Here is a 19,409-nt window from a genome sequence, read left to right as displayed (position 1 = left end):
AATTCAATTATTCCATACCGATCGCGGTAGTGAATTTAAGAACAAGTTGATTGATGAGACACTTGCTACGTTCAAGATCGGTCGTTCCTTAAGCATGAAAGGGTGTCCTTATGATAACGCAGTTGCAGAAGCTACGTTTAAAATTATGAAGACGGAATTCATTAATCAGATGAACTTCCACAGTTTACATCACCTAGAATTGGAGCTATATGACTACGTAAATTGGTTCAACAAACATCGCATCCATGGAACCTTAGGCTATATGAGTCCAGTAGATTACAGAAGATTATCCCTTAAAAAAGCTGTCTGATTTAGTGTTGACAATCCACATTTCGACCGCGTAGGCGAGAGCTACCGGTGAGAAAGTTGCGGCAGCTGCCCCCTGCAATCCTCTAAGCAGGACTACCCACCCAAACGAGTGAACAGATCCGATTAATACCGAGATTAATGTTAGACAAAGAAGACCAACAAATATAACGGTCTTCCGTCCATATTTATCGGACAATGCGCCATAGACCAAGCAGCCAATGGCAAATCCAATCGAAAAGGTACTCCCGGCAGCTGCGGCCTCTGCAGCGGAAATTTCATAAAGCTGAGCAAAAACAGAAATGAGCGGAATCGTTACGTATAAACTTGACATGACGACAAGGCCGGTCCAGCAAAGAATAATGGTCATTAGAGAATAATTTCTGTCCGCAACAGATGCGGTATTGGGTTTGCTCATGTGACACCTCTACTTTACATATTGTTCCGAAGCGGGTATCCTCGGAAATTGCATATCGTATAATGCCTTGTATCTTCCCTTTTGACGGAGCAACGTTTCATGCTTTCCAAGCTCTACAATTTCCCCTTGTTCCAGTACGACAATTTGATCCGCATTCTGAATCGTGGAGAGGCGATGGGCAATGACCAGACAGGTGCGCCCTGGAAGAAGCAAAGACAGCGCATGTTGAATATGTTGTTCGGATTCCGTATCCAGAGCAGCCGTAGCTTCGTCCAAGATGAGGATACGCGGATTTGTCAAAAAGGCTCTGGCAATAGATAGTCTCTGCTTCTGTCCACCAGAAAGCTTAACCCCTCTTTCACCAATGGGTGTATCATATCCCTGCGGCAAAGCTGTAATAAATTCATGTGCATTTGCGGCCATTGCTGCCGCTGTAATCTCTTCCGCCGTTGCTTGAGGTTTACCGTACGATATATTTTCGCGAATCGTGCCATTCAACAGGATCACCTCCTGAGATACAATCCCCATTTGCTGCCGAAGTGACTTCACCGTCACTTGCGATATCGGATGACCGTCGATATAGATCTCGCCTCGCTGAACATCGTACAAACGGGCAATCAGATGAGCGATCGTAGACTTTCCTGAGCCTGACGAACCGACCAAAGCCGTAATTTGGTTGCGCCGAATTCGCAAATTGAAGTTTTGCAGAATGGGCTGCCCTTCTTCATAAGCAAACTCGACATCATCAAATATAATTTCTCCCTTAGCAGGAGGTAGAATCATTGCTCCTTCTTTATCACGAACCTCCGGAACGGTTGCTAACACTTCCTGAATGCGTTCGAAGGCTGCCGCCGATTGCTGCAACTTGGTAATCAATCTACTGAATGAGCGGATGGGCGCTTGCAGCAGGCGCAGATAGGCTAAGTAAGCTACGATATCACCTACCGTCATGTGTCCGTCCATGACCTGCCACGCACCGAACACGAGCACCAACGTCATTCCTACATAGTTCAGCCAATCGATTATTGGCGAGAATATCGCTGACAACTTAGAGGCTGATACGGTCGCGTTCCGATGCTGTTCGCTCAATGTAGAGAAATGTTCGGCTTCCGCATCTTCACTTGCAAAAGACTTGATCATACGAATTCCTGACAACGTATCTTGAAGGGAGTTGTTTACATCAGCGGAGATGCGACGAACCGATCGATAGGCATTTTTAATGCGCAGACTAAAATATCGCGATGTGGCAAATATGAATGGCAACGTAATCAACGTTAACAATGCGAGTTTCCAGTCCGTATAAAATAAGAATCCGACGATCGCTACAAAAGTAATGACATCCGCTAAAATAGAAAGGCTATTGGCCGAAACCAGCTCCTGAAGTTGATTCACGTCACCCGTCAATCTTGCCATCAGATCCCCTGTTCGATTGTGATCAAAAAAATTCAAATCCAAGCGTAACGTATGTTGGTACAGCTTGTTCCGCAATTGCAAAATGGCCTTCTGACTGACAAGAGTCATCACAAAACTACTCCCAAAGTTGAGGGCGCCCAGCAACAAAGCAGCGAGTAAAATAAGTGCGCCCGATTCTAGCAGGGCGTAAACCCTTTTATCAGGGATGATCTGATCGATTATGTTCTTGGTCAACTGAGGAATGATAAATTCTAAAAGGGAAATGCAAATCACAAAGACTGCGCCGAGCACAATCAAGCCCCATTGTGTCCTCGTATGCAAGAACATCTCCTTCATCATCACACGCAGTGTAGTTAAATGGTGCGCCTGATTCTGTTGTTGGTTCTTGGAACGTTGAGTCTGTATCATGTGGATCACGCACTTTCATATCAAAGTAAAAATGAATGTTGGTAAGAGAAGATACGATAAGATATTAACGGAATGAATTGTAATTAGATTATCTAACTATATGAATAAAAAAATTATCTTCCTGCTCCCAGTCGCTTTTCCATGTTTGCATTAAGCTTAACGAGCACTTTTTTTAACAATGCCTGCTCCTCTTTATCTAGTTCTTCAACAAGAGCTGCACAAGTAGACCAGAATGTAGGCAGCACTTCCTTCACAAACCTGCTTCCTTCGGAACTGATACGAACGTGGGTCATGCGCCCGTCCTTGGCATAGGGTTCTCGAATGATCCAATTTCTTTTTTCCAACCAGTTCAATAATGCCGTAACGGAGGATCGGCGAATCCCTAATCGATCGGCGAGGGATGAAGGCGTAACGAGTTCCTGCCCTCCATGCAGTGATAGTAGCAATAGCAGATCTAACTTACTTTCGGTAATGTCGAAAGCGGATAATTGAATATCCATCAGATCCAAGGTGTTATCTCCGAGCCAAAGCATGGTAAGTCCTAAAGACGCTGATTCCCGATCCGTATCGGGAGAAGCTGTACGATTCATTAATTCTAAATAAGGCGAAGTTCCAAGCCTGGGCAACTGTTGTTCTGTCGGATACTCCTTGGCGGGCTTTCTGTTCAATTGGTTACCTCCTCGTTCCTATAGTTAGATTATCTAATTACATCGAATATAACTCATTTCTTTTCCTTTGGCAACTCCTACCATGCTGCTGTTTAGGAAAAAACCGCATTTGTCTGCCTATTTATCTGCGTTTTTCTGCGATCTGTCTCCCTATTTATCTTCCTGTTCAGCTTTTTCAAATGCCCCTCGTGCTCCAACAGATTAAGCGCTTGCTGTAGAACAAGGGACTCAACAGACCCAACAGATTCAACAACACAAAAAGACTGCCTACCGGCAGTCTTTCGCATTTGCATCATCAATTATATATGCATAATTACAGGCCGAGCTTCTGTCCGCGTTCCCAGCGCTGAATCTGCTTCTCGCCGTTATCAGCAAGCTCCCGGAACTGGTCAATTGTATCCCGCATTTTAGGCAGGGCTTCCTGCTTGTAGGAGCTAATCGAATCCAAAGCAGATAGGACATCCGTAAACGCCTGCTTCAAGGTATCCGCAGAAATATTCGTTTGCAGAGACTGCTTATGAATTTGAACGCCTTGGTCTTTAAGCATCCGCGAAGTACCCGCAATCAGCTCATTGGTCGTTTGATTCAACAGTTCAATTTTCTGTAGCACGATCTTCTGATTATATAAGGCACTCGCTACGGTTACCGCAATCTTCAGGGCAGAGATCGTAACGTTCTTCGCACGGTCGACACCGCGAATCAGCTCTTTATTGTTGCGAATAACAACCTCCATCGCCATAATCCCCTGTTGATTGACGACCATCATCTGCTGCATATCCATGACACGCTGACGAAGCGGGAACAGCACTTCTTCCGTAATGAAGCGAATCTTCTCCGGATCTTCATTGCGGGATTGCGCTGCTTCAATCTGTGATTGAATCGAGTCATCCATCAAGGAGCCCAGCTCGATTTCTTTCTTCAGCTTCTTAGTCAAGTCACGCAAGGCAAGCTGTTCAATTTCGAGGGTCGTATTGTCATTTTTTAAGGTAACTTTCCCTTTATCCAATGAAGTTACGATTTCCGCAATCATGGTATCTGCCTTCTGATATTTCAAGAAATACGTACGAAGCGGATTGAACAGCTTCCCTAGAAATCCCGTTTTCGTAAAGTCAATGACGCTCGGATCGAGATCCTTCAGCTGCTGATGCAGCTCAACCAATCCCTTCGCAACCGGGCCCCCTTCGTCCCCTTTTTTCGATAAATCGCCTACGGAAACCTGCAAGGCATTGTTCTTTGATGAAGAGGAGCGCATGGTGTTCATGCCGAAGCTGTCTATCGATTGTAGAATATCCTTTCGATTCTCTAAGGAATCCAGATCTAAATTCATAATTGCTGCCACATTCGAATCCGCTTGCGCTTGAAGCTTCGCAACTTCCTCAGGAACCGGTTTTACCTCTTGCTCAATTTCCTTTTGAATTTCTTCCGGACTTGCAACTTCCATCGTAAATGACATTGGAATCCCCCTTTAGACTCATGCTACATTTGCACATTGAACAGGTTTGCGATTTTATAGACAACATCATCGGTATCTGCATTAATGCTCGCTGCCTCGTTAATGCTGGAGATGCTCTGCAGTGCTTGAATATCCGCATTATAGCCGATGGTGTAAATCGGAACTTTAAACGTTTCGATAAGCTCCTTAATGTCCTTAAGTGAGTGGCCGCGATTCGTCTCGCCATCACTCAGCACGAAGATCATCGGCTTGATGTTCGGATTGACGGCCTTCTCTTCTTGCAGCATTTTCAAGGCAACAATAATTCCGTCGAAGGTAGCCGTACCGCCATCTGCTTGAAGGCTGTTGACCGCACCGACGAATAAGGAGCGCTGTGTGGTGTCATACTTCTTGATTGGCAAATTAATCGTGACATCATTCGAATAGGATACGAGACCGATACTGTTGTCTTTCCCTAGATTCTTTTGTCCTTTAAGCAGTGATTCCTTCAGTCGATTCAGCGGTTCTCCCGCCATGCTTCCGGATACGTCGGTAACAAAGACAGCCGCGATTGGCTTCCCGCCATTTTTCTTGTCTTTCCACAATTTCTGTGCGGAGGCCAACAAGCTGCCTTTCACAACGGGCATTTCCGATTTATAATTGTCGAGCTCATTGAAACCTTTTGCTTGAGCCTTCTTCTGATATTTCTCCTGCAACGCGAATTCTGCGAACTTTTTGATGATGTCCATTTTCCCTTTCGGCAGATTCCCAATCGCATACAACGGATTGTCATGTCTAATTCCGAATGGTGTGAAGACGTACTCATTTTTCAGTTCATCCGTATTGATGTATGTTTGATATTCCAGTACAAACCCATCCAACACACCCGACTTCGCTGCATCACGCATTTGCGTCGTTGTCGAAGCGAGAAACGGGATATTTTCTTGGAATTTCTCAAATCCTTGAACTGCTTTATTACTCAACAAATTCGACTTGTCAAATGTACTGAGTGCCGTAACTAGAAAATTAATTCCTGTAGAACTGGAGAATGGATCCGTATACCCCATACTGAATTCATTGTTCGAGATGGCTTCCGTCACGGTTTTAACATTTACCGCCCCGTATGAGGAGATAAGCGCATCATGTTTGGATTTGGAAATGACAATGCCGGGAACATTGCCTACGAGTCGCTTGCTCACAAGCTCCGTCTTTACCCCGCTAGCTTTGACCATCTCGCCAAGCAGCTCATTCGAAGGTGTATAGGCATCAGGCACATATTTGCCGGATCGGATATAATCCGCAGCTGTACCGGAAGCAATATTGCGAATCTTTACAGAGACAGGCTTCCCGTTCACTTGGATCTTCGCATTATTGAACTCGGTTGCCACATCCGCCAGCCAGCTGTCCATGCCTGTGCCGCCTTTTTCCGTTGACGTGAAGATCTCAACAAATTGATTCGTCGTATTCTTCACCGTAATCGGGAACTTCGATATATCTGGCAACGTATCGCCCACATCGGCTGGACTAATATCGATTTGTCCCTTTACTGGAGCTTCGGTCGACACAGTTACGTTCGCATAGAGTTTATTCAACTGTTTGGCCGCATCTTCTGTCGTAACCTGTGATTTGCTTTTCCCTAGGTTGGAGGTCAATGTCACCCCTACATAAATGAGAATAAATACAAAAATTAAAGCAAAGACAGATATCACTAACTTCTTCTTTCCCGCCATTCGCTGCACCTCTCACGCTTTATAGTATTTGGTTTGCTTGATTAATGCGTCCAATTCCTGCATGCATGCTAATTGTTCAATATCCTCAGGCTCCACATTGTCCAAGCTGGATATCTCAAGCAGAAGGCGATCCAACTTGACTAAGATTTCTTCATTATTTGTAAGTGAATTTTTCATAGATGTGAGGTAATCGTTGTATACTTTTGCTTTCTTCTGGGATAGTTCAATAGATAGGCCTGACATCTTGCGATTGACAACCCGGTCGAATTCAGTCTCGTCAAATACATTAAGTATGTTCAGGATATTTCGAATATTTTGGTAGAATAAGTTCTCCACATCAAGTGCAACGGACGCGAACTTAGAGAAGCTTATTTCTGACTCGTTAAATCTCTGCTTCAGTACTTGGAAAAACGTACTCTTCCGCTTCTGCATCCGTTCCATCTGTTCCAGCCCAATGCGGATCTCTTCTTCAATACCCTTGGTTTCTCGATATTGGGACAGGCGTTCTACATACTCTTCATGCGTTCTAATTTCTTTCACAGGTATGACAACAGGCTTCTTGAACAAGAACTGATAGATTCCATTAATGAGAATCCATGCGCTGGCTACAAGCAAGGTAATTCCCGTTGCTGTGGAGAGAGCGCTCGCTCCGATCTGCACGCCTAAAAAGCCTGGTGAGAGTACGAGGATATTTACAGCAGCTACCACTAGCATTAGACCTAGTAGCTTGATCACATTTGTGTTGGACAACATTCCATCCTCCTCTGCAAATCGTATAGGAACAAGTTACGTGTACGCTGGTGTATTAGATTTCAAATGCCTTACGATGGCGCCGTGCAATAGTCGATAAGGAGTTGTGATGTGTGTCATGAATGTCATCAGATTGTTCTAGAATGATTCCTTCTTGAACGAAATACGTATGGATTTCCATCCACTGGTTTTTCATCACTGCATTGTATCTACGTTGCATTCCAGAAAAGGTAACAAGCAAAATGCCATCCGATTTCCGAATCTCGTGTGGATAGAACTCGCCGCGCTCCAGTGCTTTCCGAATAGTCGCTCCACCACCTTCAATCCCCCACAGCCGTGCCGCTTCTGATAAGCCGAATACTTCATTGACACTGATCCCATTCGGCGAGTAAGAAGAAAGAGGCCCTTGAATCATCGCAAGTCCGGCTGCATCAAAACGCTGCTTATGCCTATGCAGGCATTCCCCATGATCATCATATGCCGTTACGGAAATGACTACTTCCCCATCATGTTCTAAGAATCTGCGAACCATGTGCAATTCCGTTAATGCTGTGTGCTGATCTCCAGCAGGAAATATGGATGCAGGCCACAGTCTTTCTCCATTCGGCAAAATGACCTGAAAACATGTTAGTTGCCCCATACATTCCTCCACGAATGTTCCAAGTTATGGTTCAATATTAAGAAAATAATACCATCGTCACGAAGTCGTGACAATGCAAATATTGGATGCCATTGGCCTATAAGGAAGAAGAGAATAGGAAGTGCTTACCTAATTTAATAAATGAATCTAAGACTAAAGTCAGCATATCTTACTCAAGAAAGAACAAAACCCTCTACGAATAATAATCGTAGAAGGTTCGCTATTTGAAACAATAATCGTATTTGACATGGTAAACTATAATGTAAATTTCAGTATAGTGATGGTGATGTAATTGTCTATCATTTTACAAGCTGCACAGGGTTTGTTACTGTCCACAAATCAAAAAAAATGCGAAAGCAAATGGCGAAATGACTGTTCTTATAAGCTTATCTATTCTATAAAAGGATCTATGTATTACCAGACCGAGAGAAGCGACATTTTCTTATCTAACAATGAATTTATTCTTTTTAACCCGAATGAGTTGCATAGACAAATTTCAGTGGATGATCATAAATTTGTAATAGAACTGGAACCAACATTTTTAAATCAACTAACGGCTGAAATTTCATGTATTAAAGATAATATTTCTTTTGCTCTTACTGTTCAAAAACATCCATTAGTCCAGCAATGGGTCCATTTTATAAATGATTATGTACAAATAGAAGAAGGTAACGAAAGTCATTCAGTAGAGTTATTTTTAGACCATAGCTTCACTCAGTTAGCATTAATGATATGTAAAGTTATGGTTGGTACACATTCGTCTGACATTAACATACAGCCATTTAAAGAAATTCACCCTGCACTATACAAAACAATGAACGTTATAAAAGAAGACTTCCAACATCCCTGGAGCCTAGATGAAATGGCAGGGGTTTTAAATATAAGCAAATTTCAGTTTGCCCATCTTTTTAAGGAGTACATTGGAATTTCGCCCTTTTCGTGGCTTCAACTATATCGCATTATCAGAAGTCAAGACATGCTTATCCATACCAAGAAATCGATTGTAGATATTTCATATAGTTGTGGATTTTCTTCCATCTCTGTTTATAATCAGCTATTTAAACGTCTCTACGGAATCACGCCTAGTTTTTTTCGAAGGAAATATGCGAAATAAATAGACAAACGAGCAGATAACCATCATACTTCCACAAAAAACAAAAATATACCGAATCTCCACAAAAGAGGATAGTGCGCCAAACAAGCTCAACGAAAGCACATTAGAACCATATAAGAGAACTGCATTGACACTAAACGCTCTGCCTAATTTATTGTCTGGTATCCATGTTTGAATCAGATAAACCCGTGCTAAACCAGAAATAGGGAGCCCAATAGCTGCGATCAGTACACCGATAAAATAGGTTGACAGATGAGTTGCAAATCCGAATACAAGTATACCAACACCCCATACAATAGAACCGATTAGATAAGTCGTGAGGGTCAGCTTTTTCCAAAGAAAAGGGATGACGATATTGACTGTAATCACACCAGCACCATACCACCCCATTAGAAGACTGTAAAGCTGCTCACCATTATTTTGGGTTTCTAGTAGTTGTAACAATAATCCGACTTGCCATACCCAAGTGTTAAAAAACACAATCAAAAAAGTGACAAACAACAATGTTCTGATCGTATATTCACCTTTTACCCAGTTAAAGAAATCTTTTATAGAGTTAAAAATACCATCCGTTTTGTTCAACAAGTTGTCTGTAGCATCGTTATTTTCTTTCCAATGAAGTTTTAAGATGAAAAATGCACTAATTAAATACGTTAAGGCATCAATTGTGAAGAAATGTATGATTTGTCCTGAATGTAACAGACCAATACTAAATATTGGCCCAAGCATTTGTACACCTCTTGTCACAATATCAAATAAGCTATTTGCAACTGTTCGATCTTCTACAGAAGTAATGAGAGGCAACACAGCTCTGTAAGCTGGATTATAAAAGCATCCTAGACTTTGAATTAGGAAACTCACAACGATTAAATGCCAAAAACCTAAGAGATTCATTTGATAAATAAAGACCAATGAAAGAATAATAGGTACTCGTATAATGTCTATCCACAGTAATAAACGTTTTTTGTTTACAGAGTCAGCAATTACTCCGCCAGCTAGTCCGAATAAAAGGTATGGAGCAGCTTGTGTAATAGCCATAACTGTGGTCAGCATGCTGGATTGTGTTCGTTCATACGATAAAAAAAGGAAAGCAAGTCCTGTAATCACATTTCCTAATTGGGAAATCCCTGCTCCCGCCAAATAGAAGAAAATCATTCGATTCTTCAGTACACTGCTATACACTGTCATCACCTCATTTAAAAAGTTACAGTGTATCCTTCTCTTCTTCTATCTTCATCTTGCTGCATTTTCGTTCAATATTTACTTACCTCAGCAATAAAATATAGTACGAGCAGATACGTTCTACCCTGGATGCTAGATATAAAAAAACAGATAAAAAAGGTCAACCAGGAATATCTGGCTGACCTTATAATAAGCTACATAAATCAATTCGCCTTGGCATGTGCAATGATTTGATCTTGATTATTCCACAAGAGGTGACGCAAATTGGATTTGGATCCCTCGATGAAATAGAACGGAATCTGGTTCTGCTTCGCGATCTCCACACAGTCCCAGTATGCTTGATGCGAAGTTGCCGTAAGCAATAAGAACAGTGCGGACGAACGCTTCAGATCATGGAATATCCGCTTCGGATTTTTCCCATTCTCATGTACGAGAGTAGCCCCCGTCTCCGCCACTACCTCTTCGAACCATTTCTTCAATCCACCGACAATCGTAATTTGGTGGCCTTCTAAGAATGGCTCTGGCTTCTCATATTCCTTCTTCGCTTGTGCCTTCGCAGCACGTGCGACACTCTGAACTGCTGCACCGCTGCTCGCTGTACGCTTCGCTTCCAGTTCGGAGATGGGCTGCGCCCGATATAAGCGGGACAGGCGCGCTACTTGCTTCCCAATCTCTACGTTAAATGAGCAGGGGTCCCCATCCTTCGGTGTACGAATGGCCACATCCCGTTCATGCAGCGGGAAGCGGTGCTGCGGGTCATTCAGATCGACGCAATACCAGGTAAAATGCTCTCCAAGGTGCACATAGCCATCATATTGAACAATGGAGCTGTTACTGTCATCCCCTTGAAGCAGCAGTTCAATCTCGTATTGCGTTGGATCATGCTGCTTCGGACGGCACAGTACTCCTGCTTCGTGCTGCAATTGATGCTGCAGGACAAGACTTTCGGTAATATTAAACGTCTGTCCCGTCTCCAATACAATATACCCGCCATGATCACGGCGGAAGAACGTCCCATTCAACCCGCCCTCGTCAGTTACAGACAAGCCATCAGGGTAGGAGCCTCCTTCCAATGCCGCAAAGGGTTCTGCATACCCGCTGCCTTCACTTCGCTCCAGAACCGCAGTGCCGCCGCTTTCTAATGCGCAAGCCGATTCTGCGTACGGCATTGAATCATGGCGCTGCCGTGCATGTACACTTGCAGAACGCTCCTCGCATTCTTCCTGCTGAGCCAATTCCGAATGTTCACGAATAGAACCGCTTCGTTCAGCAAGATGCTCATTCCGTCTCTCGATGAATTGCTCAAGCTCATCAATGAGCGCAAGAGACTCTCGTATCTTCTGTCTCCCATCCTTGCCGGATTGGACGACCGTATTGCGAGCCGCATGAACGGTGTCTTCCACATCGGTATACAGCAATTGAATGATATCCTGAATAGAGGAAGTTAACGATTTGGGACGAAGTACCTCAACTGTCGCAGCAGCAGCGGATTTCTTGGCTTGTACAACCTGCCTGTTCAATTCATCGTTGTCCGCCCTTAGCGCGTTCACCTGTCTGCGCAGTTGGTTCAGCTTCTCCTCATGTCCAAGCAGCTCACCGCGTACGGACTGCATCTGTTCTTCTCTCACGGCTAGCTCCTGCTGCATCAGCTCGGATTCCTTCTGCAGCTTGCTGCGCTCCTGACGAATCACTCGCAGCTCTTCGTTGCGCTGCGCAAGAATTGATTCCAGCTCTTGAATATGTAAGTCCTTATCCTTCTGTACTTGTCCGCTCTCCTGCTGAACAAGCTGAAGCTGAGCATCGATATCAGTCAATTGGCGATTCAGCCGATGAATCTGCTTCTCCGTCTTCCCCAGCGACAGTTCAGCCTGCTTGCGCAAATGCGTCTCATGGTTCAATTTCTTCTTCAATTCAATGATTCGCTGCTCCAATTCAAGTGATGGTTCTGTGGATTCCATAGACGGCTCCACTTCTGCAGGCAATGAGGTGGACTCATCTGTCAAATGCAGGACGGTATTGCTGGAGCCTTCCGAGCTTCCACCCTCGCTCTCCAGTTCCTCCATGGACTGCTTCCACAACGCTTCCTGCTCGGTTCGGCCTGGATGGAAATAAAGCGACCAATAATAATGCCAAAATCCATGTTCAGCAATAATTGCTTCACGACGCGCAAGGAACGATTCAAGAGTATTCTCCTCTTCCTCTTCTAGAACGATCATAAGCTGCTTTATCAACGAGGTAATCAGTGTATATTTACGATTAAAATGATCTTGTCTGGATTTTACGTATTTGCGTATCTCTTTAATAAATAAAATAGTGGGCATGCTTTTCGAGGTGCGAACCGAGGGTAAATGCAAATCTACCGCCATTTCTCGCCTTGCCGCACCCGACATTTCCTTAAACAGAGCTACTAACTTATCCATTGATATAGTCTGTGTCAGCTCTTCTTCTATAAAGTCTTTGTACTTTTGTACTTCTTCTGCTATTTCAGTTCGCATTGAAAACCCTCCCATGGATAAAAATCAAGATGTCTATCATCTGCCGTTCATTGAACTCGATGCAGTCCCTAAGAAGAGTTGTCATTTAAATTAGGATCTTTTAGAATACAGGTACTATTACTATAATTTATATCATAGAGAACATAGATTTCAACTGCTCTCACAAGAAAAGTAATCGCCCTTTTCCGCACTGCAACCGCCTTTTTCATCACATGCTGTCGATTTGTATTCCTTGACGTCAGTTGAACAATTTTTTCGTCGAAATATAGAACCCCTTCCGCATGCTCGTCCATTTGATATAATGAATGCAAGAACGACTAAGGGAATAGGAGAGGAGTATCCAACATGGCTTATTTTGCAGCAATCTTGGAAATGCAGGATGAGAGTAAAAACTTGACGTATCGTCCACATCACTTGGAGTACTTGGAACAGCTCGGCAAAGAGGGAAAGGTATTCGCCAAGGGACCGTTCGGAGATGGCTCAGGGGGTATGGTCATTTATATTGCTGACAATGTGGAAGAAGCTAAGCAATTGGCTGAGAATGATCCCTATGTGCAGGAAGGCGTACGCAAGCTGGATTTGCGCGAATGGAAGCTGCAGCTCGTTCAGGCATAAACCGCTTCAGGATTCGCTTGCTGTACGAATCGCAATCATGCCCCACTGGGTTGTCCCGGTGCGGGCATGTTCTTCTATAGAAGAAGGAGATGAACCCAAATGAAGCAGCATTGGAATGTAGGAATTGTGTTATTTGATGATGTTGAGGTGCTGGACTTCGCAGGCCCTTTCGAGGTGCTGTCAGTTACAACCTATCCCGATCAAAATCCTGATACGACTGCGTTGAAGCCATTTCAAGTACGCACGGTATCGGAGGATGGCACTATGATTAACGCACGCAACGGACTGAAGGTCATTCCTGACTTCAGCTTCTCCAATGCGCCGCATTTTGATATTGTCATCGTCCCCGGAGGGCTGGGAGCAAGAAAACGGGAACTCCATAATCCCCATATGATCAAATGGATTCAGGATCGAATGCAGGCTGTCGATTTTATGACCTCGGTATGCACAGGAGCGCTGCTGCTTGCAGAGGCAGGTCTTCTGGATGGCAAGCGAGCTACGACGCACTGGGCCAGTTATGATTGGTTAGCGGATCAGTATCCAGCGGTTGACGTCGTGCGAGACGTGAAGTATGTTGCAGATGGCTCCATCGTGTCATCCGGCGGGATTTCCGCTGGCATCCATATGGCGTTCTACCTTGTCCAGCAGCTTCTTGGAGTAGAAGTCGCCCGAACAACTGCAAAAGTTATGGAATACGACATTCAGTTCGAGCCAAGCAGCGCAACATGAAGATCGACCGCTTACTATCTATTGTCATTCTCCTCATCAACCGCAAGATGGTACAGGCCAAGGATTTGGCTGACCGCTTCGAGGTATCGGTGAGGACGATCTATCGAGACATCGATACCATCAATCAGGCTGGCATTCCAGTCGTCACCTATCAGGGAGCAGGAGGAGGCATCGGCCTAGCAGAAGGCTACCGCCTCGATCGGAACCTGTTGACCAACGATGAGCTTGTCGCCATTGTTACTGCGCTCCAGAGCATCTCCTCCACCCATCCAAGCAGCGACAATGAGCTGCTGGTGGAGAAGCTGAGCAGTATCATACCGCCTGCCGATTCGGCACAGTTCCAATTGAGGACGCAGCAATTCATCGTCGACTTCTCCAATTGGGGCAGCAACGGTGTTCAGGAGCAGAAGCTGATGGTGCTGAAGGATGCGATTGAGCAGCAGCAGGCGGTTACCTTCACGTATTGCAATGCAGGCGGGAAGGTATCCTGCCGAACGGTAGAGCCCTATACGCTGGTGCTGAAGCACAAGCGTTGGTACCTGTATGCGTACTGTACGCTGCGTGCCCAATTTCGCTTGTTCAAGCTGTTCCGAATGAAGGATTTGCTGGTTGAAGACAAGTTTTTCGTCCGCCAAGAGGTCTCGATTCACGATCTCCCATGGGAGCAGGAATGGCATGCGCCGGAACGAACCGAGAGAATCGTCCTGCGCTTCGATCCAGAGGTACGCCATTTGGCCGAAGAATGGTTTGGCGTAGAGGATCTGCAAGAGGATGAAGCAGGGGCGCTTGTCGCATCCGTTCCATTTCCCGTAGATAATTGGCTGTATGGCTTTATTTTAAGCTTTGGACAGCATGTCGAAGTGCTTGAACCGCTTCACATTCGTAACCAGATTGAACAGATTGCTTCTCGTATTGTTGAAAAATATAAAAAGTAAACTGGGAACCTGACAGAGAGTTGTCAGGTTCTCCTCTTTATAATGAGGCTATCAACGATACAGGAGTGATCGATTATGAGTCAATTGATATGCCAAAGCTGCGGGATGCCGCTGGCGCAAGAGAACCAGTTCGGAACAGATAAGGATAATAAGCTTGTACAGGAGTATTGTATTCATTGCTATAAGGACGGGGCGTTCACGAATCCAGATCTCACCCTCGAAGAGATGATCGACATCTGCGTACCATTTATGGTACAGGACGGAATGGAAGAAGCCGCTGCCCGCAATATGATGCAGCAATTCCTACCGAACTTGAAGCGCTGGAGCATCGCGAACGGGGATGAAGCCGCTTCTTACCAGCCGACCCGAATCGTAGAGCTGGATGCGATGAAGCTTGCCGGTATTGCTGCGCGTACGACGAATGCTAATGAAATGAGCGGCAATGGCAAGCTGGGTCCACTGTGGGGACAGTTCTGGTCAGAGCAGATTGCTGCACGAGTTCCGAATTCTACAGATCCTGGAACAATATACAGCTGCTACAGTGACTATGAGAATGGGGCTATGGGCGAGTATACAACGCTGATCGGTGCTGCAATCGATCGGGATGCAGAGACTCCTAGCGGATTGGAAGTTGTTGAAGTACCAGCAGCCAAATATGCCGTATTCACGACAGAACGCGGCCCTGTTACTGAGGTTGTTGCCCGTGCATGGCAGTCTATCTGGAAATGGTCACTTACCTCTGGCGAGGAGCGCACCTTTACTGGAGATTTCGAGCGCTACGATGAGCGAAGCGCCAATCCAGAGGATGCACAGGTTGATATCTATATTGCGATTCGTTAAAGTTCGGCAAAATTCAGTTCGCAGCAGGGCGACCTCTTACGGGCCCCTGCTCGTAATTGGTTACTTTACTCAAAAGTGTCACTACATACTTCGACTGTTACCTATCAATTCGATAACTGGAGGCTTTGATTATGATCACGTTAAATGAACAAACGCTTCTACGATATAAGCAATTTACAGATTGGACAGATACCCTACATCACATCAACGAGCACATCTGGTCACAACCAATTGCAGAGGGGAAAGCATCCGTTGCAGAAATCATTTCGCATCTCATAAATTGGGATAAGCACTTGCTCTTTACCGTCATCCCTGCGATCCGGAATGGAGAAGGAATGGTCTTTCCTGATTTTGACCCGTTTAATAAAATTGCTTATGAATATGCCAATTCAGGAGTTTCCCAAGAACAGCTTCTCGACGAATTCAAGCAATCTCGTCATCAGCTTGTTGAAGCTCTATTAGCTGATCCTGACCTGACTGCCAAGCAGGTTACCGCGAACGGCGCAGCAACCTGTCCATATACAGGTATCCCTTACTCTTTGCTGTATGTCATTCATGAATTCAACGATCACGACAATCATCACAAAAAACAAATTGAAGCGGTATTATGAAAAATACAGCATGACACTTCCGAATTGTAACAATGCAGTACGATGACAAAACGCCCGATCAATGGGCGTTTTCGTGTGATTACATAACCGTTCTAGGGTTGAGCTGTGCTCGGCAAATAGGTAGGCATCTTCACTTGCTTGATCATCAGTACGCCATCGAAATGCCGTCTAAGTTCCAATGGCATCGGCATCATCACCTGATAAGATGCAATCGATCGCTCGAACATCCATGAATTACCCCGCTCATTTTCCCGATATCGCAAATCCAGGAACACATATGGCTGTCCAGAAGCTGCGAGAATATCCTCCATCGATCCTGGAATAATCGGTGTCAGGTGAATAGGCTCCCTCGTATTCTCTGCCGCTTGACCTTCACCCATGAAGAGAGCGATGACGTAGCTTTCCCGCCGCAGTGTTTCAGGCATAAGCTCACCCATACTCTTCGGCATCGAATAGATAAGAGACTGGGCCTTGCTGATATGACCGTTATGTCCCCATACGATGATTTTTTCTTCCGGATAAATGTCAGTAGCCAGCCAAGCCAGATTGCTGGCCATGGCCCGATCCCGCCATTCCATAATGGCCTGTGTTCCGCTATAATCGCCTTGTTCCGTTAATCGATTAGACTCGATGCTCAGTTCATTGAACTCCTGAATCACCCGAATGCGATCCTGCATTGCGCGCTGCATCAGCTTGACGATATGCGGCTCATTGGGATACTCCCGCTTCAAGGCGTCAGCATTGTTCGGTACAGCTTGCAGCAGTTCTTCGTACACCTTCATTAACACCGGCTTCGCCTTGCGGTAGCCGTTCAGATCCGTACTCCTTCTCCATTTCTGAACATCTTGCTCCGCTTGTATCGCTCTATTCTTCAGCGATTTGTTCGATATCCAATCTGCATCCTGGAATAACGAAGACTGCACCTGAATATCGAAGCCCGCAAGCCGCAACGGAGCATCGCTTGCGTGTGTTGCCTTCATATAGTCGAACAGCGGCTTCGTCTCTTCTGTCCACCATACGCCAAATATAGATCGCTTCATCGTCTGCTGTGCCGCATTCTTGTTCATTTGTCCTTGCGCGATCGCAGCATCGCCCAGTCCACTTTCAAAGGCTACGATATTGTACCCAAGCGTCTGATGCAAATATTGAATCATGCGCGTTTTGACCAAACTGAACTCAGCAACTCCATGCGAATTTTCGCCCAAATATACGATGCGCTTATCAGCCAGCAGCGGGATTAGCATATCAAGATCGCTCATTTTGTCTTGCACAATCGCTCCACCGTTCGGAGACCATTGTTCCGGTTGTATGTGGTTCCAAGTATAGGCATGATCTGCTGCCCAGCGCTTCCACTCAGATAGTGCGGCTTGATAATTTCTTGCCGTCTCTTCCTGCTGTTTATGCACCGTCTCCACCGCAGTCCCTTTTATCGATAGGGAAGTATGTATCTCCGCTTTCTCCGCTTCTCCATGTACAGGCTCCTCCGCCATCACTACCGGAGCATATGCAGACGAAAGCACCGTCAAGATGATCAGCAAACCGAAGAAGCGTCGCCGCCCCAAGTTATATTCGTGTCTCTTCAAGAGCTTCAGCTCCTTCCAATCCTCATGAAATCAATTCTCTGCTTGTGCTAATCATACTGAATCCGTTCCCTGACTTCTTGACAATTTGTGCTCTCTTTCCAATATTTCGATGGGCTAGCAATTTTCCATTAGAGCAACCAGCGACGGTAAAAAAACTCATGCAGTAAAGCTGCCATAAGAAGCGAGAAGCGATGCAAAGAAGAGCCGCCTCCAGACAGATGACTGCGAGACGGCTCACTGTGTGCTTATATGAACTTGTTAAGACTACTGGACATATTGAGCGAACTTCTGATAATCGCTCTGCTTGCATTCCAGAACAAGCTTCGTACCCTGCTCCTCATATTCAGTAGCAAGTACATGCGCATGCTCGTTCAAGTAAGAGACATGCTGTCCTTCGTGATAGGGAATGAGCATTTCACACTTCACGTAATTGCGGAACACCTTGCCGCGAATCGCCGTGACAAGCTCATCCAGCCCCTGCTTACCCTTGGCCGAAATATACAAGGAATTGTCCTGCGATTCCGGGATTTCTCCATCCTTCATGTCGATCTTGTTGAAAGCATAAATCATCGGAATATCCTCGATCCCAATTGCCTTCAGCGTCTCATTCGTAATGTGAATGTGCTGCTCATACTCCGGATTGGAGAAGTCAACAACATGCACGAGCAGGTCGGCTTCTCTCACTTCCTCCAGCGTAGAGCGGAATGCCTTCACAAGATGATGCGGCAGTCTGCTGACGAAGCCAACCGTGTCCGTAAGCAGGAACTCTTTCTTATCCTCCAGCTCAATGTTGCGGACAGACGTTTCCAACGTTGCGAACAGCATATCCTTTTCAAATACGAATTTGTCCTTCGATCCCGTAAACTTCTCTACCAGTGCATTCATGACTGTGGACTTGCCCGCATTCGTGTAGCCGACAAGCGATACGACAGGGATCTCAGTCTTCTTCCGCTTCTTGCGTTGTATTTGGCGGTGTGCCACGAGTGAGTCCAGTTCTCTGCTCATAGCCGTAATTTTCTCTTCAATCCGACGACGGTCCAGCTCAAGCTTTGTTTCACCCACGCCCTTGTTCTTCGTGCCGATACCGCCGCTCTGGCGGCCAAGTGATTCACGCAACCCAACAAGACGTGGCAGCATATATTGCAGCTCTGCCACCTCGACCTGAAGCTGCGCTTCGCGCGTCTTTGCGCGCTGTCCGAAGATGTCCAGAATGAGGAGCGTCCGATCCACGACCTTGCAATCCAGCTCCGCTTCGAGATTGCGAAGCTGTGACGGCGATAGCTCATCATTGAAAATAACAAGATTGGCTTCATGCTGATTCAGCATGATCGTAATTTCCTGTATCTTGCCTGTGCCAATGTAATGTGACGTATTAATACGGCTCAGATTCTGCGTCACTGTCCCGACTACTTCGACATCACATGCGCTCGCCAAATTCGCCAGTTCCTCCATCGAATATGCAAAGTCCGGCTGATGATTCATATTCACGCCGACCAGTACGGCCTTTTGCGCTTCGATTGTTAGTTGTTCCATAAAGGTA

The 19,409-nt window shown here is 45.4% G+C and carries 17 protein-coding genes and 1 pseudogene; 7 read left to right on the top strand and 11 right to left on the bottom strand.

Annotation, left to right across the window (positions count from 1 at the left end; all coding sequences use genetic code 11):
* On the top strand, positions 1-310 hold a 310-nt coding region (locus BP95_RS0107240; protein WP_028531790.1), incomplete at its 5' end, for an IS3 family transposase.
* On the opposite strand, the pseudogene BP95_RS0107235 reads toward BP95_RS0107240, so the two are convergent.
* The 7 genes and pseudogenes from BP95_RS0107235 to BP95_RS29840 all read right to left on the bottom strand — a co-directional run.
* A pseudogene (locus tag BP95_RS0107235) lies at positions 311-724 on the bottom strand (MFS transporter); the annotation flags it as partial.
* 9 nt (positions 725-733) lie between these two features.
* Positions 734-2,545: an ABC transporter ATP-binding protein gene (locus tag BP95_RS0107230; protein ID WP_155987203.1), complete on the bottom strand. Its 1,812-nt coding sequence runs from the start codon at positions 2,543-2,545 to the stop codon at positions 734-736.
* Positions 2,546-2,658: 113 nt separating this feature from the next.
* On the bottom strand, positions 2,659-3,213 hold the full coding sequence (locus BP95_RS0107225) for a MarR family winged helix-turn-helix transcriptional regulator (RefSeq protein ID WP_028531787.1): 555 nt from the start codon (positions 3,211-3,213) through the stop codon (positions 2,659-2,661).
* Positions 3,214-3,526: 313 nt separating this feature from the next.
* Positions 3,527-4,666, bottom strand: a complete 1,140-nt coding sequence (locus BP95_RS0107220) for a toxic anion resistance protein (protein ID WP_021254425.1) — start codon at positions 4,664-4,666, stop codon at positions 3,527-3,529.
* 23 nt (positions 4,667-4,689) lie between these two features.
* The gene (locus tag BP95_RS0107215; RefSeq protein ID WP_021254424.1) at positions 4,690-6,375 is read right to left on the bottom strand and encodes a vWA domain-containing protein; all 1,686 of its coding nucleotides are present in this window, start codon (positions 6,373-6,375) and stop codon (positions 4,690-4,692) included.
* Between the two features lie 12 nt (positions 6,376-6,387).
* On the bottom strand, positions 6,388-7,128 hold the full coding sequence (locus BP95_RS0107210; RefSeq protein WP_021254423.1) for a hypothetical protein: 741 nt from the start codon (positions 7,126-7,128) through the stop codon (positions 6,388-6,390).
* A gap of 52 nt (positions 7,129-7,180) precedes the next feature.
* Positions 7,181-7,765 carry a helix-turn-helix domain-containing protein gene (locus tag BP95_RS29840; RefSeq protein WP_021254422.1) on the bottom strand — a complete coding sequence of 195 codons (585 nt, stop codon included), beginning with the start codon at positions 7,763-7,765 and terminating at the stop codon, positions 7,181-7,183.
* 292 nt (positions 7,766-8,057) lie between these two features.
* On the opposite strand from BP95_RS29840, the gene BP95_RS32265 reads away from it, so the two are divergent.
* Positions 8,058-8,879 carry a helix-turn-helix domain-containing protein gene (locus BP95_RS32265; protein WP_081676971.1) on the top strand — a complete coding sequence of 274 codons (822 nt, stop codon included), beginning with the start codon at positions 8,058-8,060 and terminating at the stop codon, positions 8,877-8,879.
* On the opposite strand, the gene BP95_RS0107200 is transcribed toward BP95_RS32265, so the two are convergent.
* Both BP95_RS0107200 and BP95_RS0107195 read right to left on the bottom strand, forming a co-directional pair.
* Positions 8,820-10,067 (bottom strand): MFS transporter, encoded by a 1,248-nt coding sequence (locus tag BP95_RS0107200; RefSeq protein ID WP_231515067.1) that lies wholly within the window; start codon positions 10,065-10,067, stop codon positions 8,820-8,822. The two genes, BP95_RS32265 and BP95_RS0107200, sit on opposite strands and share 60 nt — an antisense overlap.
* Positions 10,068-10,264: 197 nt before the next feature.
* Positions 10,265-12,556 carry a hypothetical protein gene (locus tag BP95_RS0107195; protein ID WP_028531785.1) on the bottom strand — a complete coding sequence of 764 codons (2,292 nt, stop codon included), beginning with the start codon at positions 12,554-12,556 and terminating at the stop codon, positions 10,265-10,267.
* 345 nt (positions 12,557-12,901) lie between these two features.
* On the opposite strand from BP95_RS0107195, the gene BP95_RS0107190 reads away from it, so the two are divergent.
* The 5 genes from BP95_RS0107190 (at position 12,902) to BP95_RS0107170 (ending at position 16,286) form a co-directional block, all read left to right on the top strand.
* Positions 12,902-13,171, top strand: a complete 270-nt coding sequence (locus BP95_RS0107190; protein WP_021257568.1) for a YciI family protein — start codon at positions 12,902-12,904, stop codon at positions 13,169-13,171.
* A gap of 99 nt (positions 13,172-13,270) precedes the next feature.
* Positions 13,271-13,900 carry a DJ-1/PfpI family protein gene (locus BP95_RS0107185; RefSeq protein WP_021257569.1) on the top strand — a complete coding sequence of 210 codons (630 nt, stop codon included), beginning with the start codon at positions 13,271-13,273 and terminating at the stop codon, positions 13,898-13,900.
* Positions 13,897-14,835, top strand: a complete 939-nt coding sequence (locus BP95_RS0107180; RefSeq protein ID WP_021257570.1) for a helix-turn-helix transcriptional regulator — start codon at positions 13,897-13,899, stop codon at positions 14,833-14,835. Before BP95_RS0107185 ends, BP95_RS0107180 begins: the two co-directional genes overlap by 4 nt.
* A gap of 75 nt (positions 14,836-14,910) precedes the next feature.
* Positions 14,911-15,675, top strand: coding sequence for an effector binding domain-containing protein (locus BP95_RS0107175; RefSeq protein ID WP_021257571.1), 765 nt, complete (start codon positions 14,911-14,913; stop codon positions 15,673-15,675).
* A 131-nt stretch (positions 15,676-15,806) separates the two neighbouring features.
* Positions 15,807-16,286, top strand: coding sequence for a DinB family protein (locus BP95_RS0107170; RefSeq protein ID WP_021257572.1), 480 nt, complete (start codon positions 15,807-15,809; stop codon positions 16,284-16,286).
* A 92-nt stretch (positions 16,287-16,378) separates the two neighbouring features.
* Here the strand turns inward: BP95_RS0107170 and BP95_RS0107165 are convergent, their stop codons facing one another.
* Both BP95_RS0107165 and hflX read right to left on the bottom strand, forming a co-directional pair.
* The gene (locus BP95_RS0107165; protein ID WP_051614016.1) at positions 16,379-17,869 is read right to left on the bottom strand and encodes an erythromycin esterase family protein; all 1,491 of its coding nucleotides are present in this window, start codon (positions 17,867-17,869) and stop codon (positions 16,379-16,381) included.
* 264 nt (positions 17,870-18,133) lie between these two features.
* A complete protein-coding gene (hflX, locus tag BP95_RS0107160) occupies positions 18,134-19,402 on the bottom strand; it encodes a GTPase HflX (RefSeq protein WP_028531783.1) in 1,269 nt (422 codons plus the stop codon).
* Positions 19,403-19,409 lie beyond the last annotated feature (7 nt).

It is taken from the genome of Paenibacillus sp. UNC217MF, assembly GCF_000686865.1.
Classification (GTDB): domain Bacteria; phylum Bacillota; class Bacilli; order Paenibacillales; family Paenibacillaceae; genus Paenibacillus_B; species Paenibacillus_B suaedae.
Note: the sequence above shows the minus strand (reverse complement) of the source record. Positions and strands in the feature narration are given on the sequence as shown.